The organism is Ohtaekwangia sp., from assembly GCF_036568665.1.
GTDB lineage: Bacteria > Bacteroidota > Bacteroidia > Cytophagales > Cyclobacteriaceae > Ohtaekwangia.
Genome location: NZ_DATCSD010000188.1, coordinates 1 through 17,867, shown reverse-complemented (window position 1 = coordinate 17,867; position 17,867 = coordinate 1). Strand labels below are relative to the sequence as shown.

Annotated in this window: 16 protein-coding genes and 1 pseudogene; 7 read left to right on the top strand and 10 right to left on the bottom strand. The window is 44.1% G+C overall.

Going from position 1 to position 17,867, the window contains the following annotated elements; translation table 11 throughout:
* A pseudogene (locus tag VIN08_RS10855) lies at nt 1–210 on the top strand (hypothetical protein); the annotation flags it as partial.
* A 16-nt stretch (nt 211–226) separates the two neighbouring features.
* Nucleotides 227–1,876, top strand: coding sequence for a hypothetical protein (locus VIN08_RS10850; RefSeq protein WP_331964443.1), 1,650 nt, complete (start codon nt 227–229; stop codon nt 1,874–1,876).
* Nucleotides 1,877–1,938: 62 nt separating this feature from the next.
* On the opposite strand, the gene VIN08_RS10845 is transcribed toward VIN08_RS10850, so the two are convergent.
* The 10 genes from VIN08_RS10845 to VIN08_RS10800 form a co-directional block, all read right to left on the bottom strand.
* Nucleotides 1,939–4,335, bottom strand: a complete 2,397-nt coding sequence (locus VIN08_RS10845; RefSeq protein WP_331964441.1) for an ABC transporter permease — start codon at nt 4,333–4,335, stop codon at nt 1,939–1,941.
* An 88-nt stretch (nt 4,336–4,423) separates the two neighbouring features.
* Nucleotides 4,424–4,813, bottom strand: coding sequence for a hypothetical protein (locus VIN08_RS10840; RefSeq protein ID WP_331964438.1), 390 nt, complete (start codon nt 4,811–4,813; stop codon nt 4,424–4,426).
* A gap of 19 nt (nt 4,814–4,832) precedes the next feature.
* Nucleotides 4,833–5,858 (bottom strand): hypothetical protein, encoded by a 1,026-nt coding sequence (locus tag VIN08_RS10835; RefSeq protein ID WP_331964435.1) that lies wholly within the window; start codon nt 5,856–5,858, stop codon nt 4,833–4,835.
* A gap of 138 nt (nt 5,859–5,996) precedes the next feature.
* A complete protein-coding gene (locus VIN08_RS10830) occupies nt 5,997–6,530 on the bottom strand; it encodes a DUF4199 domain-containing protein (protein ID WP_331964432.1) in 534 nt (177 codons plus the stop codon).
* A 112-nt stretch (nt 6,531–6,642) separates the two neighbouring features.
* A complete protein-coding gene (locus tag VIN08_RS10825; RefSeq protein WP_331964429.1) occupies nt 6,643–7,077 on the bottom strand; it encodes a response regulator transcription factor in 435 nt (144 codons plus the stop codon).
* 137 nt (nt 7,078–7,214) lie between these two features.
* The gene (locus tag VIN08_RS10820; protein ID WP_331964426.1) at nt 7,215–7,745 is read right to left on the bottom strand and encodes an ORF6N domain-containing protein; all 531 of its coding nucleotides are present in this window, start codon (nt 7,743–7,745) and stop codon (nt 7,215–7,217) included.
* Nucleotides 7,746–7,779: 34 nt separating this feature from the next.
* A complete protein-coding gene (locus VIN08_RS10815) occupies nt 7,780–9,318 on the bottom strand; it encodes a YifB family Mg chelatase-like AAA ATPase (protein ID WP_331964423.1) in 1,539 nt (512 codons plus the stop codon).
* Nucleotides 9,319–9,339: 21 nt separating this feature from the next.
* Nucleotides 9,340–9,651 (bottom strand): hypothetical protein, encoded by a 312-nt coding sequence (locus VIN08_RS10810; protein WP_331964420.1) that lies wholly within the window; start codon nt 9,649–9,651, stop codon nt 9,340–9,342.
* A 123-nt stretch (nt 9,652–9,774) separates the two neighbouring features.
* The gene (locus VIN08_RS10805) at nt 9,775–11,595 is read right to left on the bottom strand and encodes an ABC transporter ATP-binding protein (protein ID WP_331964417.1); all 1,821 of its coding nucleotides are present in this window, start codon (nt 11,593–11,595) and stop codon (nt 9,775–9,777) included.
* A 55-nt stretch (nt 11,596–11,650) separates the two neighbouring features.
* Complete coding sequence (locus tag VIN08_RS10800) at nt 11,651–13,378, bottom strand: hypothetical protein (protein ID WP_331964414.1); 1,728 nt, start codon at nt 13,376–13,378, stop codon at nt 11,651–11,653.
* A 224-nt stretch (nt 13,379–13,602) separates the two neighbouring features.
* Between VIN08_RS10800 and VIN08_RS10795 the strand changes: the two genes are divergently transcribed.
* The 5 genes from VIN08_RS10795 to VIN08_RS10775 form a co-directional block, all read left to right on the top strand.
* Entirely contained in the window at nt 13,603–13,851 is a 249-nt protein-coding gene (locus VIN08_RS10795) for a type B 50S ribosomal protein L31 (protein ID WP_331964411.1), read from the top strand.
* Nucleotides 13,852–14,015: 164 nt separating this feature from the next.
* The gene (locus VIN08_RS10790) at nt 14,016–15,197 is read left to right on the top strand and encodes a GlmU family protein (RefSeq protein WP_331964408.1); all 1,182 of its coding nucleotides are present in this window, start codon (nt 14,016–14,018) and stop codon (nt 15,195–15,197) included.
* 1 nt (nt 15,198) lies between these two features.
* Nucleotides 15,199–16,323 carry a DNA polymerase III subunit delta gene (locus VIN08_RS10785; RefSeq protein ID WP_331964405.1) on the top strand — a complete coding sequence of 375 codons (1,125 nt, stop codon included), beginning with the start codon at nt 15,199–15,201 and terminating at the stop codon, nt 16,321–16,323.
* A gap of 48 nt (nt 16,324–16,371) precedes the next feature.
* Nucleotides 16,372–17,304, top strand: coding sequence for a hydroxymethylbilane synthase (gene hemC / locus VIN08_RS10780; protein WP_331964402.1), 933 nt, complete (start codon nt 16,372–16,374; stop codon nt 17,302–17,304).
* A gap of 48 nt (nt 17,305–17,352) precedes the next feature.
* Nucleotides 17,353–17,867: peptidylprolyl isomerase (locus VIN08_RS10775; RefSeq protein ID WP_331964399.1), on the top strand; the 515-nt coding region annotated here is incomplete at its 3' end.

Genomic DNA, 17,867 nt, shown 5'->3' with positions numbered 1-17,867 from the left:
ATGGCATCCAAAGGTCATTGGTTCTTCGGCACATCCAAATGGTATTTTGGTTCCGATCCTACCTGGCAGTATCGCTATGCATTTGGCGACTGGATGGTATCCAGCGGAATGGACCTTACCAAAGGGCTCGCTATAGCACTGGTAATCGCTATACTCATTTCGCGTGTAGCCATATCGTGGGGTCAGTGGATGAAAAAGATTGTGCGTTAATCAAACAGACCTTATCATGAAAAAATTACTGAGTATAACTTTATTAAGTTGTCTCTCGTGGCTGGCCCATGCACACATTGGTAGTCCGGGAGTAACGTTCGAAGGTAAAGCCGGTGCGTATGCCGTAATGGTTCTGATCACGCCACCCGATGTTATACCGGGCACTGCTACCGTAGATGTATATACGCAAACCAACGGTATACATGCTATCGGTGTAAAACCGGCCTACTGGTTTGCAGGCGATGAAGGAACACCTTCTGCCGATGATCTTCTTCCTGTTGAAGGAGAACCCGGTCACTTCCGGGGTATGGTGTGGCTGATGAGTGCCGGTACATCCGGTATTGAGCTGGATATAGCAGGAGAATCGGGTGAAGGGAAAATTCTCGTTCCGGTAATGGCTGTATCTACTGCTCAAAAAGAAATGCCCTCTTCGCTTGGATGGATATTGCTGGCACTATGTGTATTGCTTGTAGGATTGATGATCACAATCATTGGTGCCAGTGTTGGCGATGGACAGGTAAAACCCGCTGAAGAAATTACGCGCGCTATAGCACGCAAGCGCTGGATTGGCAGTGGCGTAAGTCTTATACTGTTACTGCTAATTCTCTGGGGAGGAAAAACCTGGTGGGATAGCTGGTCTAACCGCTATAAGCGCTTTACCTATAAGCCTTTCAAGGCAACCTCTACTATAGCACAAACATCCGGTAAAAATATACTGGAATTTCGCATCGATACTACGCGCTTACAGAATCTGTTTAACACCCGCAGACTTTCGTATGTTATTCCGGATCATGGTAAACTTATGCACATGTTTCTGGTGCGTGCCGGAAGTATGGATGTATTTGCTCACCTGCATCCGCAGCGAAAAGATTCGGCAACCTATAGTACGCCACTGCCACCGCTTCCGCCCGGTAAATATCTCGTATTTGCCGATATTACGCGTCTCACCGGCTTCTCCGAAACTATACCGGACACATTGGAGATCACTTCATCCGTACCGGCTGTTCTGGCTTCACTCGATTCATCCTCTACCGATCGTGACGATACATTCTATAGCACTACACCTATAGGTCAGGCTTCTTCCAACACTATATCTGCCGATAATATTGTTAAATGCGGCAAGCCTGGTGTAAAGACTACATTAGCCGATGGTTCTTCTGCTATCTGGGAACATGAAGCCAATATACCCTTCACATCCGGCAAGCTATACGAGCTTACTTTCTCCATATTGGATGAACAGGGCAAACCTGCTATACTGCAACCTTACCTGGGCATGCAAGGCCACGCCGTAGTAATGAAAGCGGATGGCAGCACTTATATACACTTACACCCGGTGGGTAATTATTCGATGGCATCGCAGCAAACCATTCTTACACGTTTTGAAAAAGAAGCTGGTCCTGTACAATGGGAGAAAATATCCAAAGGCACCGTGTTTATGGATAGCATCAACCACGTGGTGGCGCGCCTTGATGCCATGACAGAAGATGAACGCAACCAGGCATTGATGGGAGAAATGTATCATGCACCGGGCGACACTACGCATGCAGAACACACAGTAGTAAAATTCCCGTATGCATTTCCTTCACCGGGCAACTATCGCATCTGGATACAGATGAAGCGCAATGGAAAAATCCTGAACAGTGCTTTTGATGCTATCGTAGAATAAAAAAAGCGTGCGGCTCTTTTACATTGCCGCACGCCTTTCCTCTTATACTATATATACCTTATTTATTCATCGCGCAGTGCACGCACCGGGTTAGTTGAAGCAGCCCGCAACACGTGATAACCAACCGTGATAAGCGTAATAACAAACGCTGCCAATGCCGATAACAGAAACGTTATCCACTCTCCTTGTAACTCAATGCGATAAGCAAAGTGCTGTAGCCAGTTGCCCGTAATATACCACGCAAACGGAAAAGCTATCACGGTGCCAATGCCCACCAGCAGAAAAAATTCTTTCGACACCAGCACTACTAAACTATTGATACTGGCACCTATAACTTTGCGCACACCAATCTCTTTATAGCGTTGTTGCGTAGTAAATGCCGCCAAACCAAGCAATCCAAGACACGCTATAACAATTGTTAATCCTGAGAACGCAGTAAATATCTGGCTTCTTTTTTCATCCGATTTATACTGCGAATTGAAATCCTGATCCAGGAATTGATAATCAAACGGATAGTTCGGATATAATTCCTTCCAGGTCTTTTCAATAGCCGCCAGCGATTCGCGCACATCACCTTCTTCCGTTTTAATAAACAAAAAGCTGTTCGCCATATCCATGTGTATCATGAGCGGTTCGATAGCATCGTATAGCGAATTCTGGTGATAATCTTTTATCACACCAACCACCTGCTTCACCAGATCCGTACCATCAGGGCCATTGCCTTTAAAGACAAATTTCTTACCGATCGGATTTTCCCACGACATCCGCTTTACCATCGCTTCGTTTACCAGCACAGCATATAGTGTATCCGAAGCAACATCGCGCGAAAAATCTCGTCCCTGAAGAACGGTCATACCAAGTGTCTTTACAAAATCATAATCCACCTCAAACAGATCTATACCGCGCTCGGATAATTTACCTTCATTATCCTCCACCTGTATCAATAATTTACCGATGCCAAATCCCGGAGAAGAATTAGAGGATGCTACCGATGCTACACCTTTTGTCTGCAGCATGCGTTCTTCAATAGCCCCAACATGGTCGGCCTGCTCATCGCTGGTAAGCAGTATACGCACCACTCTTTCTTTTGCAAAGCCCAGGTCTTTATTGCGCATATATTGCAACTGATCAAATACAATCCAGGTTGAGATCAGCATAAAGATGGAGATGGCAAACTGAACGATAACCAGTGCCTTGCGAAATATAGCATTGCCACCTTTGGCTGCCAGTTTTCCTTTCAGTACACTTACCGGATTGAAACCCGACAGATACAGAGCCGGATAACTTCCTCCAAATATACCTACTACCAATGCCACTGCCACCAGGCTGAGCAACACAGGCGCCTGTAATATATACCCGAACGGAAGTTGCTTATTGGTGAGTTCATTGAAAACAGGGAGCAAAGCATAGATCAAAACCAAACTTACTGCCAGCGCAATCAATGTAATAACTACCGATTCTGTAATGAACTGTGCGATCAGTTGTGTTCGCATCGATCCCATTACTTTGCGAATGCCTACTTCCTTTGCACGATTGGCTGAGCGAGCCGTAGCCAGGTTCATGTAATTGATAGAAGCGATGATAAGCATGAGTACAGCCACTGCACCAAATATATAGATATAGGACATATCGCCACCACCTTCTGCTTCATCTTGTATCTTGGAGTGTAAATGAATATCCGTGATCGGCTGAAGCTCGTACTTTATAGAAATGCCGTATTGGGTAAATATAGGATCTACCTTTTCTTTCAATATTTTATTGAGGCTCGCATACATCTTATTGATGTCGTACCCTGCCGGTAACTGTATATAGGTAAATACACCAAAATTTCCCCAACTGGTATTTTCATCGCGTGTGCTGCTGGATATTAACGCATCGAAAATGAAATGTGAGTTCAGCGGCACATCTTCCATAACTCCTGTAACCTTAAACGTTTCGTTATCCTGGTTCTGCAACGTCTGCCCTACCGGGTTTTCAGTGCCAAAATATTTCGTAGCCAGTTTGCGTGTAAGTACTATGGAAAAGGGTTCATCAAGCGCTGTGTTCGGATCGCCCGCAATGAAGGTATAGCTGAACATATCAAACACGGTTGAGTCAGCCATATATACTTTATCTTCATAAAATTCCTTGTCATTGTTTTTGAACAGTCGCTTTCGTCCGTATCCCGGAAACCGAACGGCATTGATCACCTCCGGGTAATTTTCGCGCAATTCAACCGCCAGCGGCTCTTGTGCTACCGCCCAGGTAAAAGCATTGTCGGGCTCCTTGATGTTGGATACTACACGGTAAATATTGGGAGCATTAGTATGATAACGATCAAAACTGAGCTCATCGAGTATATACATGAGCAGGAACATACTACAGGTAATACCGATGGTAAGGCCAAGAATATTAATGGCACTATATGTTTTATCTTTCCGGATATTCCTCCAGGCAATGGTAAAGAGATTTTTGATCATAGCACTCCGTTTAGTTTTCAGATGAAAACCTAAACGAAAAAGTTGTGGTGCCCGGTCAATATTGGAAGAATGGAGGCGAAAAAAGATTTTACCAGTCGCGCCATTCCGAGGCTATACCTTCGCCACCGCCATATTCGGATGGATTTAATCCCGCGGCAAGCGCGATCTCATCGAACAGCTTGCAAAGATCTTCGCGCTCTCCGGTTTCGATCAGACTGCCATCAATTTCATCATTAAGAAAATTCAATTGCAGAACTGCTTCCCGAAATACATCTACCTTATCCGGCAGCGAAGCTGTTTCCTCCAGGCTTATCAGTTTCTCAATGAGGTTATCGAGTATAATTTTTGCCCGATCACAATTTTCATCGGTATACTGATCGAGTCCCTGATCGTAGGCTTCGAGCCATCGATCAAACGGGTAGTGAATCTTGGTGTTTTCAAGTTTTTCAGGGTAGGTCATTTTTTTATAGTCTATCATAGTACATCTACGGGCCTGTTCATTTCCAGAACTGCCACCATTTTTTTTCTTTGTTATTGTCTGGTTCGGTTACCTGGGTAGACGAAGAAGCACTGCGTCTTTCCAGTTCGGCTTGCATGGCTGCAATTCTTCTGGCTCCCTCCGGTGAGTTTTTTGCCCACGGTATAGAAAGAGTGGTGCGAAGTTCTCCTCTTAACACTTCGGTTGACATACCTGCATATTCGTTAACGGGTGTTTCCGGCTGTGAAGATTTTTCTGAAGCAGCTTCCGGTTTATTTTCCTCCGGTTCTTCTTCAAAAACAAAATCAAGAATGAGACTTTTTGAAAAACTATTTTCCCACTGAATCACTTCGGCCCTCTTCTTTACCTGCTTGCGTAGCTGACTGAATATAAACTTCTCAAACTCTCCTATCTTCAGCATACCAGGCACAAACTTGAATTCAATCTCACCAGAAAAATTTGTTTCCTTACGCTCAACTATATTTAGCGTTGTATCGAAAATTATATTGGAAAGTATAGAGGCATTACTATGGCCCACATACCAGGTATGCCTTAACAACCCGTTATCTTTCGTTATGGTTACGCCCGTTATATAGGGCTCCGGTATAGTTTTATTGGAAGTGCGCGCTACAAGTTTGGTAGGTAACTTTTCTTCTCTGCTATAGAGCGCAGGGTTGCCCAGTTTTTCAAATCCCTCACCGGATTCTTTTCCTCTGAATCGCTGTACAAATAACAGTCCTTTGGGATGACTGGTATCAAAACCTTTTACAATTATAGCATCGTGCTTCTCTCCGTTGTGTGACACTCTGCCTTCAAAACACATGACGATCTGATCGTATGTCTCCGTATCCTCCTGCAACATTTTCTCAAACATCTCATTCGGATCGCCAGCACTTACCACACGATGTAATCTGCGCTGCTCATCTTTAAAGAGCATCATAAAAGGGGTAAACGCACCTTCAATGTCGTGTCGCGACCAGAGTGCATAATCCATCCCTGTAAAAATAACTTCTTCTAGTTTTCTGTTGCCGTCAAATAAATCCATAGGGGTAAATTGGCCCTAAATATACGACCATTACCCCTATCAGGATGCCCCATTCATATAACTACCAACAAGTGTTCAAACTTGCTTCAGGTATATATATGTAATATACTATAGCAAATTTTCAGGATTTAGTGTCTGCTAGGGCGTAGGCATAAACTCCTTTCTTCTCAGAAGAGCAGCGCTGATCAAGGTGATAACAATTCCTACCGGTGCTATTTCTGCAATGGTCATAGCAAAACGAATAAGCGGATTTTTATACATTTCGTTCAGCGATTCCATCTCGGTACGCATCTGCGCCATCTCTGTTTCACTGGCTCCTTCGCTTTTCATCTTAGCAAGGTAATATTGTGCATACTTTTGTGTAAAGTCAGGAGCTACTGTATTATAGTAAATCTCCCACGAAAGCGCATAGACGATGGCCGCTATCAAAGTAATTAGCAAACCAATCTGTACTCCTTTGCCAAACGTTACCACTCCTTTTTGATGCTGATCGCGATAGGTTTTGATCCCGACAAAAACAAGCGAAAGGGCTATAACCATCGAGATATACCCGATAACCACACCATTGTCGAAGTTGAGAACACCCTTGTCGTAGAGCGGATGTGTAATCACAAACATGGAAGATACGATCGCACCCGCGATCAGACCGTTAACGATAATTATCTTTTTCATAAATGTTTTTTTGTTCAAATCACGGATTTAGTGCGTTCTGAGCATTCACCCGAAAGTATGATTCTGCTCAATTTACCTGTATTCACCCAAAAGGAGGAGCTATAAATTTTCATTATGGAATCAATCGTAGTTGCTTGGCCCGTTCAATAGCCTGCGTTCGCCTTCGGGCTTCCAGCTTTACAAAGAGATTGGAAGAATGTGTCTTCACGGTATTGAGAGAAACAAAAAGTTTGTCAGCTATCTCCTGGTTAGAGAGCCCCTTTGCCATCAGCTCCAGCACTTCATACTCGCGCTTGCTGATCCCCGTTTGCTGTAACATTTTTTCATCCAGTTGAAAGGCCGGAGCCGTGGGCACGGAAACTGTAACAACTTTTTTACGGGTAAGTCTTAAACCCAACCATATTCCCACCACCGTAAACAGCAAAGCAATTACACCCAGATAAAACTCCAGCGAGAGATCGCGCACGATATACTGATACTCTAAAAACTTCAGCAGAAAAACCAATGCCGCCAGTGCGAGGCTATATATCAGAACGATTCGTTTCACACTCGCTAAAATACAGCATTACAAGATTTGATACACTTCAAGCCGTACTATATAAAACAAAAAGGTATCGCTTTCACGATACCTGATTTTCTCAATTCTATGCTCTTTACACGTGGAGTCTTTAAACTTTATACTTTTTATACTTCGTCTTTTCGCTTGAACCCTATTTTTCGCATAGGTCCTGTTTTAGGGTTGAGTATTTCTTTCAGGTAATCGAAGATGAGTTTTATATCACCATCCTGACTGGCAACTTTTCGTTCGAGTTGCTCCAGTTGCAGGAGTATATCTTTATGTGTGAGCAACATTTCGCGCATGCGGGTAAATACCCGAATGATATGTACGTTCATGAGAATAGCACGTTCGCTGTTCAACACACTGGAGAGCATCGCTATACCTTGCTCCGTAAAAGCCATTGGAGAATAACGTGTGCCGCCCCAACTTGAGGTGCCAAATTGGCGCCTCAAGTTTCGAAGTTCTTTGCTATTTAACTCGAACATAAAGTCTTTCGGAAACCGTACAGCATTTCGTTTTACTGCACGCTTCAGATGCTTGGTCTCCACACCGTATAGTTCGGCAAGATCGCTATCCAACATAACTTTATGATTGCGTACAATAAAGATCTTGTTCATCAAAACCTGATCGGGTATTACTGCTACTTTCTTACTCACAACGGTATATATATAGTTTATAAAATCATTTTAATCAACCAGCCCATCCATCGCGATCCAGACTTCGGTATTGAATCGCTTCTGCCAGGTGTTCTACTTTTATCTCAGGCGATGCTTCCAGGTCAGCCACTGTTCGCGATACTTTCAATATACGGTCATACGCACGGGCCGAAAGTCCAAGTCGTTCCATAGCAGTTTTCAGCAATGCTTTACCGGCATCATTTACACGGCATATCTGCTTCACCATATTGGAAGGCATCATGGCATTACAGTATATATTTTCCTGTTCTCTGAATCGCTCGGCCTGAATAACACGCGCCTGTACAACGCGATCGCGAATCTGATCGCTCGTCTCCGTTCTGCGATTGGCTGTCATCTCATCAAAACTTACCGGTACTACTTCTACATGCAAGTCAATACGATCCAGCAACGGACCACTGATCTTGCTGAGATAGCGCTGCACAACTCCCGGGCCACACACACATTCTTTTTCCGGATGATTGAAGTACCCGCAAGGACAGGGATTCATACTGGCTACCAGCATAAAATTGGCAGGATAGTCTATCGAAACTTTTGCGCGCGAGATGGTAACTCTTCGCTCTTCCATTGGCTGCCGCATTACCTCTAATACACTCCGCTTAAACTCCGGAAGCTCATCAAGAAATAAAACACCATTATGCGAAAGTGAAATCTCACCGGGTTGTGGATTACCTCCACCCCCTACGAGCGCTACATCTGATATAGTATGATGCGGACTTCTGAACGGACGCATCGTCATGAGTGCGGCATCGCGACCTAACTTTCCGGCTACTGAATGTATCTTGGTTGTTTCCAATGCTTCATTCAGTGTAAGAGGCGGAAGTATAGTGGGGAGTCGTTTCGCAAGCATGGTTTTACCGGCACCGGGCGGGCCGATCATAATTACATTGTGACCACCGGCAGCAGCGATCTCCAGCGAGCGTTTTATATTCTCCTGCCCCTGCACATCCTTGAAGTCCGTTTCATAATGATTTACTTTGGAAGCAAACACCTCACGTGTATCTACACGCACAGGTTCTATAGATATTTTACCTTCCAGAAAATCGATGGCTTCCTTTAATGTATTTACCGGAAGTATATCAAGCTCATTTACTATAGCAGCTTCTCGCGCATTATCGACCGGAAGTATAAAACCCTTGAATTTTTCTCTGCGTGCCTGTATAGCGATAGGCAACACACCTTTTATAGGACGCAGTCTTCCATCGAGGGCAAGCTCTCCCATAATGATGTAGTGCTCCAGCTGGTCCGTTGTAATCTGACCGGAAGCTTTTAAAATGCAAAGTGCTATAGATAGATCGTAAGCCGAACCTTCTTTGCGGATATCCGCTGGCGCGAGGTTTACCACTGTTTTGTTGCGCGGCATAAAAAGCCCTGCGCTTTTCAGTGCAGACTCTACACGATGCTGACTCTCTTTTACCGCATTGTCTGGCAAACCGCTCATAAAGAAACGAACGCCTTGCCCTACGCTAACCTCTACCATGATGGTTCGCGCATCTACGCCATGTACGGCTCCACCAAAAGTTTTAGCTACCATGGTGGAGAGAGCTAAGAATGATTAGTGCTGAGAGGGTGTTTTGGGAGTTTGTCGTGCTGCCTCCTGGAGGTCGAATAATTTTGCTTTGAGTGTATTGAGTTCGTGTGTGAGGGCTTCTTTTTCTTTCTTCGAATCTCGATTGATAATCCATGACCAAATAACGTCTGCAGTTAAAAGACTTAATCCAAAAAACGTAATCCATTTAAACGTAGGTACCCAACTGACCATACTGAAGAGAAGGTTTGTATCATTATCCAGGGCAACGGTAAAAATGAAAGCACCCAGGTGAAAAGCTGCAAATACTATATAAAATATAACTCTGTTCTTACTCATGTGAGTTCCGTTAAATCTTATTTTGATATACTGACTAAAGGTAAATGAAAATTCTGATATTCGGTAAAACGCTACAGGTAATCTGTAAATCTATACCGCATTGTGTATAACTTTATAATGATTCTACACACGCTGTATATCTTTCAGCTTTCTATAGAGTCCGTCTTTCTGAATAAGATCATCATGACGACCGCGCTCTACAATTTGCCCGCGTTGAATAACAATGATCTCATCTGCATGCTGCACTGTACTTAGGCGGTGAGCAATAACAATGGATGTACGGTTCTTCATCAGGTTGTTCAATGCATCCTGCACCAGTCGTTCTGATTCTGAATCCAGCGCAGATGTAGCTTCATCCAGGATCAGGATCGGAGGATTTTTCAGTACAGCACGTGCAATGCTGAGTCGCTGTCGCTGACCACCGGAAAGTTTTGAACCGCGCTCACCGATCAGTGTCTGATAACCTTCTTCGGTTTGCATGATAAAGTCGTGTGCGTTGGCAACCTTCGCTGCATCAATAACATCTTCTTCTTTTACATTCTCCATACCAAAGGCAATGTTGTTGAAGATGGTATCATTAAAGAGAATTGATTCCTGTGTAACAACTCCCATCTGTTTACGCAGCGATTCCAGTTCATAGTCGCGAAGCGAAACACCATCCAGTGATACTTCTCCTTCTACCGGATCATAAAATCTTGGTATAAGGTCAGCTAGTGTAGATTTACCTCCACCTGATGGACCAACCAATGCTATAGTCTTCCCCTTCTCTATTTTCAGGTTAATGTTTTTCAATACCGGTTCGCGCTCATACGCAAAGCCTACATTTTTAAATTCAATGCAGTCTTCAAAATGTACAAGCTCTATAGCGTTTGGTTTATTCTGTATGGCAGACGGTGTATCGATAATAGTAAATATGCGCTCTGCCGATACTACACCTTTCTGAAGTGAAGTGATACCATTCGAGAAATTCTTCGCAGGCTGGATCATCGATGCGTATACTGCGAGGAAGAGTATAAATGCTGAAGGCGGAAGTTCTTTGTCGCCAGCCATTACTGACTGCCCGCCATAATATAGTATAAATGCTACTACGATCACTCCCAAAAATTCCGACAATGGCGAAGCCAATTCGTTCTTGCGCGAGATCGACAAATTTACTTTGCGATGAAAGGTTGCTTCATCTTCAATTTTCTTTAATAAAAAATTACGGGCATTAAATGCATTGATAACGCGCATACCGCTGAATGCTTCATCCAGTATATTTACAATGCGTCCCATGGTTTCCTGACTTTGCACAGCGCGCTTCTTCAAACGCTTGATGATCTCGGAGATAACGCCACCGGTAAGCGGCAGCACGATGAGTGTAAACAATGTGAGCTTTGCCGAGATCGAGAATAACACAATAATATAGGTGATGAGCGTGATTGGCTCCTTTACTGCTTTAAAACCATTCACTACTGTATTCTCTACTTCACCCACATCGTTTGTAAAACGGGAGATGAGATCGCCTTTGCGTTGGTCATTAAAGAACCCGACATGAAGCTGCGATACATTTTTGAAGATATGAATGCGAAGGTTCTTTACTACATCTGCCTTCACCCGCGATGCCACCATACGCTCCATATACCGGAATACGTTCGAGAGGAACACGAACGTTACAATGAACAGGCATACATATAGCAGTCCCTTCAGCGGTCCTTCTTCCTGTATAACACTGCTGAAGTAATACTTTACAAGTGTCTTGAAGTAATCCATCGAAAAAGTAAATTCCGGATAGCTAGTCACAGCCGAGTCTACCTTCTGCACAAACAGAATATCGAGCATGGGTTGTAGTAACCCGAGATAGATGGCACTGAATACGGATGCCAGTATAGCATAAATTAAAAATTTGGTCAGTTGTGACCGTATGCCCGGGGCATATTGAAGAATGCGCAAATAAATCTTCATGTGTCTAGTAAAGTGCTTTTAGCTTAGTACAAAATCAATCATCACCATTCGCTTGCTAAAACTCGTACGTTCGCTGTGGAATATTCCAGCGCAAAGCTAATGAAGTTATCGAAGTATTATTGTTATAGAATTGTAACACGCTCTTGCTGTTGCGTAACACTACGTTCAGATCTATAAACACGTTGTGTTTAAACTGCCACGAAGCCGTGAAGCTTCCATAGACAATATCATTTTTAAAACCCTGGCCGATCGTGTTGCCTAATTCTTTCTCGCGGGTCTTGTTGTTCTTGAGCAGATCGCTTCCCCAATTGTATTTATAGTTTGGAGGTGTATCCGTTCCCCAGTTATAGTCTGTTGAGTCGCGACCAATACGCGATACCATCAACTTACCCGTAATATACAGCCGTGGTATAGGTTGATAGCGCAGTATACCAACCACTTCTTTAAAATTAGCGCCCAGCGGGTGTGCTATAGGCTGCTGATAATTGGTATAGTTTGCATATTGAGTATTGTGCGAATAGGTAAACGGCCGCGCTATATTTACTTCTCCCTGCAAATCGAGGTTGGGTATACCAAAGGCATCTACATATTTACCACCCACCTGCACAGCAAATTTATTGGCCCACCAGCCATCGCCAGCTTTAATGTGACTCAGCACAAATTCATCCAATACAAATTGCCCGTAGAACGAAAGCTTTTTTACTGCATTCCATTTATAGTCAAAGCCCAGCAACACGTTGTCGCTGCTGCCATTCTGTTGTTCAATAGCGCGATAGAATATAATTGGATTCAGATAAGCCCACTCAAATTTACCGGCACCGGTCGTGTCATCAGGACTAAAGATTACGGATTCAAACACCCCTATATTTAGCTTCTTACCTATGTTAAGACTCAGATGATGGAACGTTACATATTTATCAGGATAACCTTTATCGGCCGCGCGATTTCCTCCCAGTGAAGCGTTCACATCGGCCGTCATTTCACTGATGAAGTACATATAGTTCAGCTTCCATACTTTAATGTTGGCCTTGAAGAACGATACCGGTGGCGCATAGTCCGAGAAGATAAAAGAACGCACACCATTGCCGATAAAGAAGCGATCGTAACCCGCCTGCAGATTTATACTCTTGGTAGCATCCACTGTTATATACCCGCGTGCCTGCAGAAAGTCTACACCTTTGCCATTCTTGAAATCTTTCCAGAAACCTTCATGTGGCACTACCGGGTTCAACGACATCTGCTCCCACACATACGAAGGCAACACCATCTGGTTATCGGTAAGGTAAGTATAGAAGCCCACTTTACGATCTACCATACCGCGCACTTCAACACCACGGGTATTGATAAAGAGACGTTCGTCTCTGCGCGAGTCATTTCCCATGCCTACATATAGTACAGGGTTTACGTGCAGATCAAACTCAGGAATATCGACATGAAAGAAATCGGATTTCTTTTTATAGAAGTTCTTCAGAAAGGGACGCTTGCTATCACTGGTTTCTGCGCGCGACCACTCCCAACTATCGTTGCGCAGGTAATCGTAGTTAAACCTATCTACCCGCGACTCGAATACTCCAAGTGAATTAACGGAATCAACAAAGTTTACAATGGCCGAGCGTTTATAGGGCTTCACGGTGGTAAAGAACTGCGGCATGATAGCGCCCACCTTTACTTCGTAGCGGTCTATCCAATGATAATAATCTTCATTCAGCGGAGCATAAGGACTTTGCGCTTGTGCTGCAACGGTAAAAATCAGGAACAGTAATACCGGTAAAATAAAACGCATGCGGATTCGGTTAAAAAACTGCAAGGTAATCTTCTGATTTGGTTGTTACACTACCAGAACGGTGTCAAAGCCCTGTACATGTCTTATTTTCAAGCAAATCGTTCAAAAAAGCGATTCATGTTCAATCATTTAACAGATCCCGGAATTTTACACGAGCCCCTTGTAAATACAGCAGCAGTCCTTATCTTTGCAGTCCTTTTAGAGGAATAACGCAAGAAATCGATATGAAAAAAGGCATTCATCCAGAGTACAAAGACGTGGTTTTCTGGGATACATCCAGCGATCATAAGTTCATTACCCGTTCTACTCAATCTCCTAAAGAGACTATCAAGTGGGAAGATGGTAAAGAATACCCTGTTATTAAAGTCGAAGTAAGCTCTGCTTCGCACCCTTTCTTCACTGGTAAAAAGCTGTTCATGGATACAGCCGGACGTGTGGAGAAATTCAAAAACAAGTATCAGAAGAAAGCATAATAACTTCTTCTTTTAAATGGAGAGAGAGAAAAAGCCCTTGGAAACAAGGGCTTTTTTGTTGTGGTTACCCGAAATTGAAGCACTCGAAAAATATTCCCGGATATGTGCCCGCACACAACAAAATCGCCCTTTTTAGGGTAAACCCCGAAGCCTATTTTTGAGGGATGAATCTTATTTTGTTTGATGACCCTCTCGTTCGCACAGCACTTCTTCCTTTTACCTTCACACGCCCGGTAGCCGATATACGGGTCGGTATACTTACCATTCGCGAGAAATGGGAACAATGGCTTGGCACCCAGGCTTCTTTCCAAACGGTAGATTACCTGCAGAAAAAATTCCCGACACGTTCCGGCAGCTCCAACCTGCTCATCAACGGAGCGGTTTGTCCGGACGAGAATTTGGTGGCAGCTATCAAACAATTAAAGCCTCACACCTTTCTGGCACAGGGTACATTGCTGATCGCTGCTTTTCAACCAACGGAAGAGATGAGCACGACCAACACCATTGAGTATTCTCATCCGATCACCGTTATCGACAAGACCTGGAAGATATTTCGCGAGAATGCTGGCCAACTGAAAATTGATTTCAAGCGGATAACAGCCGGCAGAAAATCAGCTGTTATTGACGATAGGCATACCATCATCTACGGTTCACCTGAAGATATATTTGTGGAAGAAGGAGTATATATCCGAGCCGCTATATTAAATGCTGAGTCCGGACCAATATATCTCGGCAAAAAAAGTATTGTGCAGGAAGGCGCCATCATTCGCGGATCCTTTGCGTTGTGCGAAGGAGGCCATGTAAATATGGGCGCCAAGATTCGTGGCGATGTAACGGTGGGGCCATTCTCTAAAGTTGGTGGTGAAGTAAGTACTTCCGTAATCTTCGGCTATAGCAATAAAGCACACGATGGATTTTTAGGCTGCTCTGTATTAGGCGAATGGTGTAACCTCGGTGCTGACACCAACACATCGAATCTGAAAAATAATTACGACCAGGTAAAACTGTGGGATCATACCACCCAAAGTTACCAGTCAACCGGTTTGCAGTTCTGCGGACTGATGATGGGCGACCACAGCAAATGCAGCATCAACACGATGTTTAACACGGGCACGGTGGTGGATGTATCAGCCAATGTATTCGGTCATGGCTTTCCTCCAAACTATGTTCCTTCCTTTGGCTGGGGCGGAGCTTCCGGTTTTGATACCTATCAATTAAACAAAGCCCTTGAAACAGCAGAACGGGTAATGGCAAGAAGAAATGTTACGTTCTCGGATGTGGATAAAGAGATTCTCTCCCATATCTTTGAGACCGCTGCGCCTAGTCGCAGTTGGGAGAACAAGTAACATGAAGTTTGCTGATATACCAGGACTCGCTGACGTTAAGGAATTGCTTATTGATGCTGTTAAGAATAATCATACAGCACACGCACAACTTTTTGTAGGAGCAGAAGGCGCGCTCAATTTACCACTGGCACTGGCGTACGCCACCTATCTCCATTGCGAAAACAAAGGAGAGCATGATGCCTGTGGCACCTGTGCCGCCTGCGTGAAGAATGCCAAGTATATACACCCGGATACACACTTTGTTTTTCCGTTGAGTAATGTGAAGAACGATAAGGATGAAGATCGTTTCAAAGCAGAGATACTCAAAAGCTGGCGTGCATTCTTGCTGGAGCAACCTTACGGAACACTAGACGACTGGACTAACTATTATGGCGGTGAAGATAAGCTTGCGCTGATATCGCGTGAAGAAAGCCGCGAGATCATCAAAAGACTTTCTCTAAAACCATTTGAGAGTCGGCATAAAGTAATGATCATCTGGCAACCGGAGCTCATGCACTCTGCTGCCGCGAATGGTATTCTGAAAATACTTGAAGAACCACCACCACAAACATTCTTTATCCTCGTAACCAATGCTGCCGATAAACTTCTGCCAACGATCATTTCGCGTACCCAAATAGTAACGGTACCCCTACTGCACGATGAGCAGGTAATTGCCTATATGAAGGCAAAGTATAATCTGGATGAACGTAAGGCAGATAAAGTAACGCAGCTCGCAGAAGGGAATTTAAACTTTGCGATCAAACTCATCGACAGCGAAGAAGACGATAACACCAAACGCTTTATCGAATGGATGCGTGCGTGCTTCAGAAAGAGCTACGGTTCGCTGGTAGCCATGGCCGATGAATACCATTCGCTCGATAAACTCAATCAGCGCAACCTGATCAGCTATAGCATGAACATGATGCGCGAGTCGTTGCTGAATATATCTGGCGCCAGCGATATGAATCGTACGCGTGGCGATGAACTCAAGTTTGTACAGGACTTCAGCAAAGTGCTCACGCTGGATAAAGTGGAAAAATCATTCAAGCTGATGAACGATGCCAGCTATCACCTGGAACGTAACGGCAGCGCCAAAATGATCTTTCTGGATCTTTCTTTAAAGTTGTCCAAGACATTGAATCCGTAAGGGATTCGATATATACTATATACCTATATATCATTAACACTGCAACCAATGCCCCATTCAAAAACCATTCGTATCGGTACACGCGGAAGCAAACTGGCGCTCTGGCAAGCAGAGCATATAGCCAGTCTTATCAAACCTTCCGGCTATACTACAGAGATCATTCCGATTGAAACCCGTGGCGATAAGATACTCGATGTGTCGATCGCGAAGATCGGCAGCAAAGGTGTATTTACCGAAGAGATCGAAGCCAAGCTGCTCGATGGTTCTATCGATATAGCGGTGCACAGTGCGAAAGATCTTTCATCCGATATTCCCGAAGAGCTTGAGTTAGTTGCCTTCACCGAACGTGAACTGGTAAACGATGTTATTGTAAGCACAAACAAAAACATCAAGATCACTTCCGATAAATTAGTAGTGGGCACTTCGTCTACCCGCAGGGTTGCTTTTCTGAAACACTTTTATCCGAATGTAAAAGCTGTATCGATCCGTGGCAATCTGCAAACACGCTTATCCAAATTACAGGCAGGTGAATGCGATGCCTTACTCCTCGCTTATGCGGGTGTACATCGCATGGGATATGATGATCTGATCGTTGACAAGATTGAGACCAGTTACTTTGTGCCGGCTGTGGGCCAGGGAAGTATAGCGATCGAGTGTCACAAAAAATTATCGTTCGAGAAAAAGGAAATTATAGCACGATGGGTAAATCATCCACAGACAGAAATATGTATTCGTGCTGAACGTGCCTTCCTGAAAACACTTCACGGTGGCTGTAGTATACCTGCCTTTGGTTACGCACACCTCGATGGCGATATCATTTCATTAAAAGCCGGTATCATTTCCCTCGATGGGCAACGCGTAGTAAAAGTAAAACGCTCGGGCACTCCGGAAGAAGTAAAGGAACTTGGCGAAGCCGTAGCCAACGAAGTATTGACGATAGGCGGAGAACAGATTTTGAAAGAGATACGACAACAACTTTAACCATTCGTTAACTATACACCTATATATCAACAATTCATTGAATGATGTATGAATAGATCGCTTTTACTCGTTTTACTGATCAGCATTATAACCAGCAGTTGTGCGCAGGAAAAAGATTACGTAGTCACGATCAAAACCAAGTATGGTGATATGGTGGCTATACTCTACGATGAAACACCCAAGCATAAGCAAAACTTCATCAAGCTTGCGAAAGAACATTTTTACGACAGCCTGTTGTTTCATCGTATCATTGAAGGCTTTATGATACAAGGCGGAGATCCTGATTCTAAAAAGGCCGGCAAAGGGCAAATGCTTGGCAGAGGAGGCCCGGGATATACGGTGGATGCTGAGATCACACCTAAGTATTTCCACGAGAAAGGAGCATTATCTGCAGCGCGATTAAGCAACGAACAAAATCCTTCGCGCGCATCCAGCGGAAGTCAGTTCTATATCGTGCAGGGCTCCAAAGTTTCTGAAGACGAGATCAAGATCGATCCAGCAAAATATAACCAGGCATTGCAACAATTCTTTAGCAATCCAGCCAATCAGCCTGCGTATGATAC